General features: G+C 67.2%; 8 protein-coding genes. 4 read left to right on the top strand and 4 right to left on the bottom strand.

Annotation, left to right across the window (positions count from 1 at the left end; translation table 11 throughout):
- Positions 1-32 precede the first annotated feature (32 nt).
- A complete protein-coding gene (gene tssH / locus LMA02_RS01930) occupies positions 33-2,702 on the top strand; it encodes a type VI secretion system ATPase TssH (RefSeq protein ID WP_228906644.1) in 2,670 nt (889 codons plus the stop codon).
- 39 nt (positions 2,703-2,741) lie between these two features.
- Entirely contained in the window at positions 2,742-3,863 is a 1,122-nt protein-coding gene (gene tssA / locus LMA02_RS01935) for a type VI secretion system protein TssA (RefSeq protein ID WP_228906646.1), read from the top strand.
- Positions 3,864-3,989: 126 nt separating this feature from the next.
- Here the strand turns inward: tssA and LMA02_RS01940 are convergent, their stop codons facing one another.
- From LMA02_RS01940 to LMA02_RS01955, 4 genes are all read right to left on the bottom strand, one after another.
- Positions 3,990-4,940: an OmpA family protein gene (locus tag LMA02_RS01940; RefSeq protein ID WP_228906648.1), complete on the bottom strand. Its 951-nt coding sequence runs from the start codon at positions 4,938-4,940 to the stop codon at positions 3,990-3,992.
- A 4-nt stretch (positions 4,941-4,944) separates the two neighbouring features.
- Positions 4,945-5,934, bottom strand: coding sequence for a type VI secretion system-associated protein TagF (gene tagF, locus LMA02_RS01945; protein WP_006755789.1), 990 nt, complete (start codon positions 5,932-5,934; stop codon positions 4,945-4,947).
- Positions 5,931-9,872: a type VI secretion system membrane subunit TssM gene (gene tssM, locus LMA02_RS01950; protein ID WP_228906650.1), complete on the bottom strand. Its 3,942-nt coding sequence runs from the start codon at positions 9,870-9,872 to the stop codon at positions 5,931-5,933. Before tssM ends, tagF begins: the two co-directional genes overlap by 4 nt.
- 301 nt (positions 9,873-10,173) lie before the next feature.
- The gene (locus LMA02_RS01955; protein WP_006755762.1) at positions 10,174-11,019 is read right to left on the bottom strand and encodes a M15 family metallopeptidase; all 846 of its coding nucleotides are present in this window, start codon (positions 11,017-11,019) and stop codon (positions 10,174-10,176) included.
- A 121-nt stretch (positions 11,020-11,140) separates the two neighbouring features.
- On the opposite strand from LMA02_RS01955, the gene LMA02_RS01960 reads away from it, so the two are divergent.
- Both LMA02_RS01960 and LMA02_RS01965 read left to right on the top strand, forming a co-directional pair.
- Positions 11,141-12,103: a phage tail protein gene (locus LMA02_RS01960; protein WP_228906652.1), complete on the top strand. Its 963-nt coding sequence runs from the start codon at positions 11,141-11,143 to the stop codon at positions 12,101-12,103.
- A 212-nt stretch (positions 12,104-12,315) separates the two neighbouring features.
- Positions 12,316-13,344 (top strand): transporter, encoded by a 1,029-nt coding sequence (locus LMA02_RS01965; protein WP_166722076.1) that lies wholly within the window; start codon positions 12,316-12,318, stop codon positions 13,342-13,344.
- Positions 13,345-13,367 lie beyond the last annotated feature (23 nt).

The following is a 13,367-nucleotide window of genomic DNA, read 5'->3' on the forward strand; positions in this document are numbered from 1 at the left end:
AATAAACACCAATCGAACCTGAGATCGACGCCATGAGCACGCCTCTGAAGACCCTGATCACGAAACTGAATCCGCTGTGCCGGCACGCGACCGAGCGTGCGGCGAGCGCGTGCCTGGCGCGCGGCCATTACGAGGTCGATCTGGAGCACCTGTTCCTCGCGCTGCTCGACGAAGCGACGGGCGACCTGCCGCTCGCGCTGCGCGCGAGCCGCGTCGATCCGCATGCGCTGCGTGCCGATCTCGAGCGCGAACTCACGCGGCTGAAGACGGGCAACACGCGCACGCCGGTGTTCTCCGTGCATCTGATCGCGTTGTTCGAGCAGGCGTGGCTGATCGCGTCGCTCGATTCGCAGCTCGGCCGCATCCGCTCCGGGCACCTGCTGCTCGCGCTGCTGACCGCGCCCGATCTCGCGCAGTTCGCGCAGCGCATGTCGTCGCAGTTCGCGGAAATGAACGTGACGGACCTGAAGCACAAGTTCGACGAGATCATGGGCGGCTCGAGCGAGGCCGAGCCGCGCCAGCCGGATACGGAAGAGGGTGACGTCGCGTCGGCCGCCGACGGCGCCGCGCCCGCGGCCGGCCCGTCGAAGACGCCCGCGCTCGACACCTACACGACCAACCTCACGCAGCGTGCGCGCGACGGCAAGATCGACCCGGTAATCGGCCGCGAAGCGGAGATCCGCCAGGCGATCGACATCCTGATGCGCCGCCGCCAGAACAATCCGATCATGACCGGCGAGGCCGGCGTCGGCAAAACGGCGGTCGTCGAGGGGCTCGCGTTGCGGATCGCGGCCGACGACGTGCCGCCGCCGCTGCGCGGCGTCGCGCTGCACGTGCTCGACATGGGCCTGCTGCAGGCCGGCGCGAGCGTGAAGGGCGAGTTCGAGAACCGTCTGAAGAGCGTGATCGACGAGGTGAAGAAGAGCGCGCACCCGATCATCCTGTTCATCGACGAGGCACACACGATCATCGGCGCGGGCGGCCAGGCCGGCCAGAACGACGCGGCGAACCTGCTGAAGCCGGCGCTCGCGCGCGGCGAGCTGCGCACGATCGCCGCGACGACGTGGAGCGAATACAAGAAGTACTTCGAGAAGGATGCGGCGCTTGCGCGGCGTTTCCAGGTCGTGAAGGTCGAGGAGCCGAGCGAGCCGCTCGCGGCCGCGATGCTGCGCGGGATGTCCGGGCTGATGGAGAAGCACTTCAACGTGCGGATCCTCGACGACGCGATCACCGAGGCCGTGCGCCTGTCGCATCGCTACATCAGCGGCCGCCAGCTGCCGGACAAGGCGATCAGCGTGCTCGACACCGCGTGCGCGAAGGTCGCGCTCGCGCACAGCGCGACGCCGGCGGCGATCGACGATACGAAGAAGCGCATCGAGCGCATCGACGCGGAAATCGCGTCGCTGGAGCGCGAATCCGCGGGCGGCGCGTCGCACGACGAGCGGCTCGGCGAGCTGCGCGGCGCGCGCGACACGGCGCTCGCGCAATTGACCGAGGACGAGGCGCGCTATGAAGCCGAGCGCGTGATCGTCGCCGAGATCACCGAACTGCGCGACACGCTCGACAAGGCGCGCGGCCCGTCGGAGGACGGCGAGCCGGTCGACGTGCCGGCCACCCGCGAGAAGCTGGCGGAGCGCGTCGCGGCGCTGCGCGCGCTGCAGGGCGGCGAGCCGATGGTGCCGTTGCAGGTGGACGGCCACGTCGTCGCCGAGATCGTCGCCGCGTGGACCGGCATTCCGCTCGGCCGGATGGTGAAGGACGAGATCGACACCGTGCTGAACCTGCAGCCGCTGTTGAGCGCGCGCGTGATCGGCCAGGACCATGCGCTCGACGCGATCGCGCAGCGCGTGCGCACGGCGACCGCGAACCTCGAGGATCCGAACAAGCCGCGCGGCGTGTTCATGTTCGTCGGGCCGTCGGGCGTCGGCAAGACCGAGACGGCGCTCGCGCTGGCCGACATCCTGTACGGCGGCGAGCGCAAGATGGTCACGATCAACATGAGCGAGTACCAGGAAGCGCACAGCGTGTCGGGCCTGAAGGGTTCGCCGCCGGGCTACGTCGGCTACGGCGAGGGTGGCGTGCTGACCGAGGCCGTGCGCCGCAACCCGTATTCCGTCGTGCTGCTCGACGAGGTCGAGAAGGCGCACCCGGACGTGCTCGAGATGTTCTTCCAGGTGTTCGACAAGGGCACGATGGACGACGCCGAAGGGCGCGAGATCGACTTCCGCAACACGTTGATCATCCTGACGTCGAACGTCGGGTCGACCGCGGTGATGCAGGCGTGCCTGAACAAGCCGGCCGAGGAGCTGCCCGATCCGGACGCGCTCGCCGAGGCGCTGCGTCCGCAGCTGTACAAGACGTTCAAGCCCGCGTTCCTCGGCCGGATGAAGGTCGTGCCGTACTACCCGATTTCCGACGACGTGCTGGCCGAGATCATCGAGCTGAAGCTCGAACGGATCCGCCGCCGCATCGACGCGAACCACAAGGCCGCGTTCGAGTGGGACGAATCGCTCGTCGATGCGGTGCTCGCGCGCTGCACCGAGGTCGACTCGGGCGCTCGCAACGTCGACCATATCCTGAACGGCACGCTGCTGCCGGAGATCGCGGGCCACGTGCTCGGCCGGATCGCCGACGGCGCGGCCATCGCGCGCATCGCGGTGCGCGCGGACGAGGCCGGCGAATTCGCATACACCGTCGAATGAGCACGGCCGCGCAACACGCATTGATGAACTGACCGAACCATGCCGATCAATCTTCCCGAGCTGCTGACGCCGATCAGCGATGCGTCGCCCAGCGGCGACGACCTGCTGTTCTCGAACGAATTCGACGCGATCCAGGACGCGCGGCGCTATGACGATCCGACGCTCGACCAGGGCGAGTGGGTGACCGAGATCAAGGAGGCCGACTGGGGCTTCGTCGTCGATCACGCGGGCGAGCTGCTGCGCACGCGCACCAAGGACCTGCGGCTCGCCGTGTGGCTGACCGAGGCGCTCGCGCTGGAGGACGGCATCACCGGCCTCACCGAAGGCTATGCGCTGCTGGAAGGCCTGTGCCGCGACTATTGGGACACCGTGCATCCGCTGCCCGAAGGCGACGACGTCGAATACCGGCTCGGCAACGTCGCGTGGCTGTCCGGCCGCACGGCCGAGTTGCTGCGCGGCATTCCCGTGACGGAAGGCGCGTCGAACGCGTTCACCACGCTCGACTGGGAAGTCGCGCAGCATGTGGCGCAGGCCGTGAAGCGCGACCCCGAACACGCGGACGACATCGCGCGCGGCAAACCGTCGGTCGAGCAGGTCGATGCGTCGCGGCGCGTGACGCCGATCGCGTTCTACACGACGCTGCTCGCGAACCTGAAGGCGTTCGAGTTCTCGCTCGACGCGTTCGAGGAGCGGCTCGTCGAACGTGCGGGCGATTCGGCGCCGAGCTTCCGGCAGGCGCGCGACGCGTTCGAGACCGTGTACCGGCTCACCGAGCGCTTTGCGCGCGAGCAGGGCTATACGGGCAGTGCGCCGCAGGCGCCGTCGTCATCGCAGACGCAGCCCGAGCGCATCGAGCCGAGCTTCGGCGACGCGTTCCCTACCCAGGAGACCCATGTGCAGTCGCAGACCGCTCCGCGTCCTCCGATGACGCAAATGATTGCCGGCATCCAGAACCGCGCGCAGGCCGTCGACCAGCTGCGCGCCGTCGCGCGTTACTTCCGGCAGACCGAGCCGCACAGCCCGGTCGCGTATCTCGCGGACAAGGCTGCCGAATGGGCCGACATGCCACTGCACAAGTGGCTCGAGAGTGTGGTGAAGGACGACGGGTCGCTGTCGCATATCCGCGAGCTGCTGGGTGTGAGGCCCGACGAGCAGTCGTGAGGCAGTCGCGGGCTGGATTCAGTAGTCGGTCGGTCAGGCGACCGACTTGTTGACACTGCGGGAGCAGAATGGGGCCTGCGCAATCCGCGGGACAGTCTGCCAGTAATCCTGCCCCCGGATCGCCGCTTACTGCCCCACCCGAAACTCGATCCGCCGATTCCTCGCCCGTCCGTCCGCCGTATCGTTCGGCGCAATAGGCTGATCCGGCCCGACCCCCGTCGTCGTCATCTGCTGCGGCGGAATGCTCTTCGTGATCAGATACCCCTTCACCGCATCCGCGCGCGCCTGGCTCAGCGCGATGTTCGACGTCCGGTTCCCCGAGTTGTCGGTGTGGCCGATGATGTCGACCGTGCGGTTCTGCAACTTCGACAACGCGGCCGCCATCTGATCGAGAATCTGCCTGCCTTGCGGCGTGAGCGTCGCGCTGCCCGTCTCGAATTCGATCGTGCGGTTCGCGAGCGTCTGGTCGAGCAGCCCCTGCTCGGACGCCGACACGCGCAGCCCGTTCTTGATCGTATACGTCGGGTTCAGCGTGTTCGCCATGTCGCTCGCGAGCTGCTGGCGCTGCGCCTCGTTGTGCACCTCGCCCTTCACCTCGATCTGCGTGCCGTTGATCTTCAACTGGCCCTTGCTGATCTGCTTGAGCTGCGCGCCGAGCAGTTTCTGCACGTTCGCGCTCCAGTTCGGCGGCGTCGCGACGTCGCCGACCTCGATCTGGTCGACCACGTTCGCCGCGCCGTAGGTGTCGCGCAGCTTCTGTAGCACGGCGGCCTTGGTTGCCTCGTCGGGCACCTTGCCGCCGGCCACTACCTGGCCGGGCGTCGCATTCGCGGGCGGCGGCGCGATCGTGCCGGCCGTGCCGTGCACCACCGTGCCGGACGCTGCGGCCGACGCGGCGGCGGGATTGATGTTCGCAGGCAGGGCGGCGGTCGCGACCGTGCCGTTGCCGACCGGCGTGACGGTCGCGCCGCCCGTGTTCTGCGCGTAGGCCGCGCCGCTGCCGATGAGGCCGGCGGCGACGAGGGCGGCCACGAAGGGCGAGAAGCGCGCGCGGCGGACGTGAATCGTGCGTTGCATCCGGTCAGCCTCCGATGAACGCTTCGCGGAATGCGTCGATGGCGACGCGCAGCGAGAGTTGCGGTTGGTCGAGGTAGCTGACGAGCTTGCTGATCTGGTGATCGTTTTGCGCATGGGCGTCGATCCACTCGGGATCGTCGATGTCGATGTTGTGGGCGGCGTAAGTCTGCGGGTCGACGACGCTCAGCAGCGTCTTCGAAGACGCGCCGTTGAAGCCGATGATCAACCGCTCGCGCTCGGCGATCGAGCCGATGAAGATCGCGAGCTCGAAGTCGGCCTGCGCGACGAACGGTGCGATCAGTTCGAGCCAGAACGCGGCGACGAGGCTGCGATAGAACGGATCGACCGGCAGCGGCAGCGTGAGGCCGCGCTCGATGTGCGACGAACCGCTCTGCATCACGGGCCGCAAGAGCGAGCCGAGCGCGAGCATCGCGCCGCGCAGCCGGACCGGATGGCCGCTTTCGAGCAGCATCTGCTGCAGGCCGTACAGCGACTGGTGTTCGATGAAGTCGTTGAAGGTGCCGTCATGCGACGTGCCGGGGCCGCCGACGTCGATCGGCACCTGGGTGTCGCCGAGCGCCTGCAGCGCGCCGGGCGGCTCCTCCTTGGCCAGCAGCGGCGGGATCTGCGCGGCGACGCGCGACCACAGCCGCGCGAACGCGAGCGGGCTGCGCGCGAGGAACGCGAGCGGCCGGTCGACTTCCAGCGCGGTCGCGCCGAGGAACGGGAAGCGGCGCATCGACACGTCGTGGCTCGCGACCATGTGGCCCGCGATCGCGAGCTTGCTGCGCGAGCCGAGGAACGCGAAATGCATCGGCTTCGCATCCTCGTAGACGATCTTCCAGCGCGGATCTTCCGCGAGCAGTTCGAGCGCCTGCGCGATCCAGCGATCGAGCGTCTGCAGCAACTGCGGATTGTGCGGGCTCTTCACGAAGTCGCCGCGCGACGGAATCTTGCCGAAGTAGGCGATCTGCGCCTGAACGGTTTGCGTCATTGCGCCCCCTGTGCATTCGTTGCGGTGGCGGCCGTGACGGCCGGTGCCGCGGCCGGCGCGCCCGTGCCGGCCTGCGTCGCGTTCTGTGCTGCGCCCGCGCTCGCGTCGGCGACCGACGACGGCAGCTGCAGGCCGCGCAGGCTTTGCTGCTGCGGCTGGTCGCCGCCGCCGCTCGTCGGCTGCGACGTGCTGATGATGCGCATCGTCACCGACACGTTCACGCTGCCCTGGACCCACGTGAGGTCGAAGGTGCCGTCCGGACGGCGCTTGCGCTGCGCGGAGTTGATCAGCTTCTCGAGACCGTAGCGGCCCGGCTCGTTGACGAGCTGCACCGTGCGGCCGTCGAAGGTCGTCGCGGACAGCGTCGCGCCCGGCGAACCCTGCGGGTTCGGCCACACGAAATTGGTCCACTGCGGCGGCGTATTGCGGTAGCGCAGTTGCTGGCCGTCGATCGCGATCGTGTATTCCGTCGTGCCTGTGCTCGGCTGCGGCAGGATCTGGAACACGGTCTGCGGTTCGGCCGCCGCGGCCGCGCCGCCTGCGGCGCCGCCGGCGAGCGGGGCGACCCAGCGCGCGAAGCCGTTCGTGAAGTCAGGCGTGAGGCCGATGCCCATGTCACCCCACGTGCGGGCCGCGAGCGTGTCGCCGCGGCGCACCGCGAGCGGGCCCAGCGTCGTGCCGACGAACTTGGCGATCGCACCGTCCGGACCGAACACCTGCGCGATTTCGCCTGCGCCGGCCTCGACCTTCGCATTCGCGGCGAACGGGTACTTCGTCGCGAGCGAGCTCTGGAACGGCTGGTAGACCTGCGCGTTCCACACCTTGTTGACTTCGGCGCTGGCCGGCTGGATCACCACCGAGAACGCCTGCATCAGCGGGCGCACCAGCAGCGGACGCAGCGACTTGCGTTGCGAATCGGTGAGGCCGGTCAGCATCTGCTCGTCGACGAACTTCAGCGAATCGGCGAGTTCCGAGCCGTTGCCGTCGAGCGTCTGCTGCATCAGCTGGCGCGCGCCGGGGCCGGGGTCGCCCTGGTTCTTGATCACGTTGAAGCGCGTGCGCACCTTCGACAGCGAGTCCATGTAGCCCTTGAGCATCGACGTGCCGTCGTGCGTCGCGACGATCCGCGCGAGGCCGATGAACTCCTGGCCGATCGGACCCATCGGCACCTCGGCCGGATTGCCGTTGATGTCGATGTTCGCGGCCGCCATCTGGCCGGCCTGCGAGCGCGTGAACAGTTGCTTGACCCAGTTCACGACACCCGTCTGCGCCTTCTTGATCGTCACGTTCGCGAGCGACGGGTTGTCCCACGACGTCTGGTCGTACGCGGTCTCGAGGATCTTGCGGATCGGCGAATCCTGCGGATCGCCGAGGCGGTTCATCCCGTCGACGGCCTGGCCGAAGCTGCTGAAGCCCTGCACCGCGATGCCCTGCATGAACTTCTGCCAGTGCTGCGCGTACTCGGTCTTGTACATCCCGACGAGCGTCTTCTGGATCTGCTCGGGGCTGCCTTCCAGCGTCAGGTCGTCCTGCGTCGACGTGTTCAGCACCCAGTCCTTCGCCTGCAGCTCCTTGGTCGCCGCGTCGCGGATCGCCGGCTGCACGTAGTCGAACCATGCTTCACGCGTGAACGTGCCCGGAATCGCGTAGCTGCCGGCGACCAGCCCCTGGTTGCCGTCGCCGACGATGCGCGCGATGGTCATCGGTGCGAAGCGGGTCGATGCGCGAGCCTTGATTTCCTCATAGACGCGCTGGCGGGCCGGCATGCCGCGCACGACGCGGCGCAGGTTCTCGCGGGTCTGGTCGACGAGCGCGAGGTTCGCGTCGATCATCGGCCAGTCGTCGTCGGTCACGCGCGACAGATAGAACGAGATCATGCGCTCGGCGCTCTTGATCATCTCGTCGCGCGGCATGTTGCCGCGATTCGTCTCGAGCCAGCCGCGCCAGAAGCGGGCGAGCTGGTCGGTCAGGTGCGCCTGTTCGACGTGACGCTTGTCGGACAGCATCAGGTAGGTCTTCAGCGCGTTGTACGCGTCCTGCACGTTGGTCGGCGACGCGTCGCTGTACAGCCCGCCCTGCGGAGCAGCCGGCTGTTGCGGCGCGGCGGCGGTCGCGGCGGATGCGCCTTGCGCGGCGCCGGCCAGCGGTGCGGCGCCCGGCGGGTTCGTCGAGACCGGCAGCGCGCCGCCCTGCACGGCACCCGATTCGGGCGGGCGCGTCATCGGCACGAGCTGTTCGGGGTGCGCGTTCACGTCCTTCATGAACGACGCCAGGTTCTGCGAGACCGGCACGAGCAGGATCTGGCGCACGCCGTTGTAGTACTCGGTCAGCAGGTGTTGCTCGAGACGGTCGCCCTGGTACAGGCCGAGCGATACCGACACCGGCTTGTCGCGGCGGAACTGCTCGAGCTGTTCGATCCGGTCTTCCAGGATGTCCATCGCCTGCAGGCGCGACTGCAGGTCGTTGCGGCCCTGCTGTAGGCGCGTGACGTTGTCGAGGTCGGCCTGCACGTTCGCGACGAGCTGCTGGTTGCCGATCGTCGACCAGGTCCAGCCGCCGAGTGCGAGCGCGAGGGCCGCGACGAAGCCGAAGAAGGTCGCGTAGCGCAGCCGGGTCTTGGTCGGGCTCGCGAACTGGCGCACGGTCTGGCGGTCCGCGAAGATCACCTTGGAGAACAGGTCGCGCAGGAAGAAGCCGTTCTTCGAGAACGCGCTGTGCGGCTTCGGCAGCGCGCTCGCGTCGAGGCCGAAGCGGTGCGCGATGCGCTGCGCGGCGGTGCTGTTGGTTTCGCCTTCCTGCAGCGCGCTGGTGAAGTAGAAGCCGCGGAAGATCGGCTTGTACTGGAACGGGTTGTTCTCGAACAGCGTCGCGAGGAACGCGCGCAGCGACGGCTTGATCGTCGAGAATTCGAGCGGGAAGCTCAACTGGCCCGGCGACAGCTGGTTGCCGCGCGACAGCGACAGCTGCGCGACGCTGATTTCCTTCAGCCCTTCGTACAGTTCCTCGAAGCGCTCGTCGAACAGCGCGACGACGTCACGCTTCTCGTCCGGCTCGTAGGGCAGGGTGGCGCCCCACACGCGGTCGTACTCGTGCTTGTCGCTGCTGCTGAAGAATTCGGTGAAGCCGGTGATCAGGTCGGCCTTCGTGAACATCACGTAGACCGGCGCGAACACCTCGAGCTTTTCCGTCAGCTCCTGAACGCGCTGACGGAGGTTTTTCGCGAGGTTGATCGCAAATTCGGGGCGGTTGCCGGTGAGCTCGGCGATGCTCGCGGTGACGATGATGCCGTTGATCGGCGCCTTCGGACGGTAGCGCTTGAGCAGGCCGAGGAAGCCGAGCCATTCGCTGCGGTCTTCCTCGTGCACCGAGTAGCGGCCGGCCGTGTCTAGCAGGATCCCTTCGGTCGTGAAGAACCAGTCGCAGTTGCGCGTGCCGCCGATGCCGTGGATCACGGCGCTGTTCTTGTCCGCGAACGGAAACTGCAGGCCGGAGTTCAGCACGGCGCTGCTCTTGCCCGCGGCCGGGTTGCCGATCACGATGTACCACGGCAGTTCGTACAGGGCGGAGCCGCCCGACACCTGGCCGATCTTCGACGTCTTGATCGTCTTCACCGCGTCGGACAGGCGCGTGCGCAGCACGTCGAGGTCGGCGGTCTTCGAGTCGGGCGCGAGCGCGGCCGCGGCCGGTGCGGCGATCTTGCCGGTTTCCGCCTGCTCCTCCAGCACCTGGCCCAATTGCTGGTTCGCGCGCTTCACGCGCCAGCGGCGCCACAACGCGACGCCGAGCCACAGCACGAGGATCGCCGCGAAGGCGACCGCCGCCCACAGGAGCGGCAGCTGCAGCATGTCGGCGACGATGAAGAGAATCGCCGCTAGCGCGACGATCCCGACAATCGAGAGCGTACGCGGATGAGTCAGCACGTTGAGGATGCGTTGCATAGGACGTTCAGGTTCCGGTGCGATTCAGTGAGGCGACGCAGGCGCGCCGAGCGGCAAGGGTGGCGCTGCGATGTGTCGCCATGCTGTCAAACGGGATGAAGGGGGCTGGCATCAATGCGCCCGCGGCATCGGAGAAGGCGCGCGCAATAATGAAAGGACGCTGTGAGAATTAAAACGGATGCGGCGGCCTGAAAAAATCGCGCAACGGAATGCCCGATCGATTGCGCCGCCCAAATCGTTTCCTGCCGGGTGATTAAAAAGCCCCATGCCGCCCTCATTATTTCTTGTCCGGCAGCCGTGACTAGCTGCCGCGTCCCAGTTTAAAACCGGGTTTATGGTATTCCACGTGCCCGAGATCCATCATCTTCCAACGGCCTCCCCAGGTCAGGCCGACCTGCTCGGCAACCTGCCCGTACAACTGGTAGCCGCGCATCGCCCAGGGATCTTTCTCGGAAATGACCAGCTTGCCGTCGCGCAGGAACGCGTTGTCCGCCGCCAGCCCGAACTGGTGATAACTCTGGAAGGCAGCCGCATTGGTCACGTTGGTGCCCATCTGCGCGAGCCGGTTTTGCCGTTCCGGACTCCGATAACCTTCCAGCAGCGCCATCTCGTAACCATATTGTTCGTGCATGATCTTGTAGACCAGCAGCAAACGCGTACGGAAATCGGGATCCAGCAGGTTCCAGTCGCGGCTCGCATCCTTCAGCGCCGGCCGCACCTGTTCGACTTCCTTCGTGGCAAAGACTTCCGGCGGCAACGGCGGCGGCGGCACGAGTTGTTCGCCCTGCAACAGCGCGGCGATCTTCTCGTCGGGCACGCGCGCCGTGTCGTCGTACTGAAATAATTGCCGACCGCGTAACGCAATGGCCACCAATGGCGGCGTCGCAAGAATACCTGCCGACACCATAATCATCAAGCGCCGCCGAACCAGTAAATTTTGCACGCCACTTAATGCGCCGCGCGTCACGGTTGCCGATTTAACAATTTGACTGCGCGTGCGTGCGGCGCGATCGTTCGCGCGGCGCGTCATGCGGCCGTGAAACTGGGCGACGGATTCGAAAACGGTCGCCCTGATACCCGGTAAAAGCAACAGGGCCGCAACCGCGACGGCAAGGGCGAAATAGGCGACGAGTGCGACGGCAATCAAGGAAATCCCCGGAAATTGGAATTGATTGTGTTTTGCAATGCTTGCTCTTAGAATCAGGCTGCTTTGAGAGGCCGGGCTATATTATCGCGGTGAATTAAACCAGGATTCAATGAGACGCTGAATGAGTGCGCCGGAAAATTCAAATTCGAAAACCCCGCCCAGCCTGCTGTCCGATACCAAACCGGCAGGCGCGGGCGGACCTCAGCAATCGCGCATTCTCGCGAATCTGGAAGGACGTGTCACGCCGCCAGCCGAAGCGCCGCGCCGTTCGCTGAAGGGGCCGATCGCGGCCGTTGTCGCGCTCGTGGTCGCCGTCGGCGGCTGGGGCGCCTGGCGCTTGCAGCAGCAATCGGGCGAGCAGGCCGTCGTGGCCGCCGCGTCCGTGCCGGCACCGGTGAAGGCCGAGGCGGCCAGCGGTGCCGCCGTGCAGGTCGCGCAGAATGCAGCGTCAGCCGCGCCCGCCGCGCAACCCGCGACGATCGTCAATGACGATGCCGCATCCCAGACCGTTGCGTCCGCATCGTCCGCGTCAGGCGCGGACAGCAGCCGCTTGTCGCGCGCGCTCGCGAACGGTGCCGACGATGCGTCGGGCGCAGCCACGGCAGGCGCCGCCGCCGCGACGGCCGCCGCCGCAGCGGCGACGAAAACGGCGAAGGCCGACACCGCGAAGGGCGACAAGGTCGCCGCACGCAGCAAGGCCGATGCGAAGGCCGAAACGAAGGCAGAAGCCCGCAAGCATCACAAGGAACAGCAGGCGGAACTCGCGCAGGCGAAGAAGCGTCGCGAAGCGACGACTCGTACCGCGAGCGCGAAGGCGTCGGGGAAGGACGACCCGGATGCGGATCTGCTCGCCGCGCTCGTCGCACGCACGAAGCCGGCCGACAAGAAGGCCGCCGCCCAGAAGGGGCAGGCAGTGCCGACCAAGACCGCTGCCACGACGGGCGGTTCGCTCGCATCGCGCGTGAAGGATTGCTCGGAGCGCGGCTTCTTCGAGGATCAGCTGTGCCGCTGGCGCGTCTGCGACGGCCACTGGGGCAAGGATCCGGCGTGCCCGACCGCCGCGCAGTCGGAGCCGCGGCAGTAATCCAAGGCTTCGCGCCGGTCCGCTCATCGCACATGCGCCGCCCAATGGGCGGCGCGTTGCTTTTTGGGATAGGCTGATGAGGCCCGGACAGGCGTATGTGACAGTGTCGCGAGAGTGTCATATTCGTCGGGCATACGTTTCGTTTCATTTCCCGGCGTGGCGCCGCGATGCGCGATGCGCGGCGCGGCGGGCGCCGCACGACCTTCGACACGATGGACCTGATCGTACAGACTTACGGCGCCGATACGTCCGGCATGGTGTGCGGATTCCGCTTCGTCCCGGGCGGATCGGGCGTGATGCTCGACGCCGAAGCGGCCGCTGCATGGCTGCGCACGTGCCGCGAGCGCGATGCGACCGCATCGGACGATTTCGTCTGGCTGCACTTCAATCTCGCGCACGGCGCGAGCGAGCGCTGGATGCGCACCCACCTCGGGTTGCCCGACAGCTTCTTCGAATTCCTGCACGAAGGGTCGCGCTCGACGCGCATCGAGCAGGAGGACGGCGCGTTGCGCGCGATCGTCAACGACGTGATGTTCAACCTCGAACTGACGCCGTCGGAAATCGCCACGCTGTTCGTCCACGTCGAACGGCGCATCATGGTCACCGCGCGGCTCAAGCCGCTGCGCTCGGTCGACACGCTGCGCGCAGGCGTGCGCGACGGCGAGCGGTTCCGGTCGCCGGTCGAACTGCTCGTGCACCTGCTGCACGACCAGGCTGACCTGCTGATCCAGATCATGCGGCGTACGAGCGTCGACGTCGATCGCATCGAGGATCGCTTCCTGTCGCAACGGCTCACGTCGAATCGCGTCGAACTCGGCGCGATGCGCCGCACCTTGACGCGCCTGCAGCGGATGCTGGCGCCCGAGCCCGGCTCGATCTTCCGGCTGCTCGCGAAACCGCCCGCGTGGCTGCATCCCGAAGACGTGCAGGAGCTGCGCGAGTCGACCGAGGAGTTCTCGCTCGTGCTCGCCGATCTGTCGGGACTCAACGAGCGGATCAAGCTGTTGCAGGAAGAGATCGGCTCGCGGCTCGACGAGCAGAACAACCGGACGCTGTTCACGCTGACGCTCGTGACCGTGATCGCGCTGCCGATCAACATCGTCGCGGGCTTCTTCGGGATGAACGTCGGCGGCGTGCCGTTCTCCGAGAACAAGCACGGCTTCTGGCTGATGGTGCTGCTCGTCGCGGGCTTTACCGCGCTTGCCGCGTGGTGGGCGTTTCGCCGGCGCGACGATCGCTAGCCCTTGCAGGTGCGGCGCGAGCG

The sequence above is a fragment of the Burkholderia sp. B21-005 genome (assembly GCF_020843965.1).
Taxonomy (GTDB): Bacteria; Pseudomonadota; Gammaproteobacteria; order Burkholderiales; family Burkholderiaceae; genus Burkholderia; species Burkholderia ambifaria.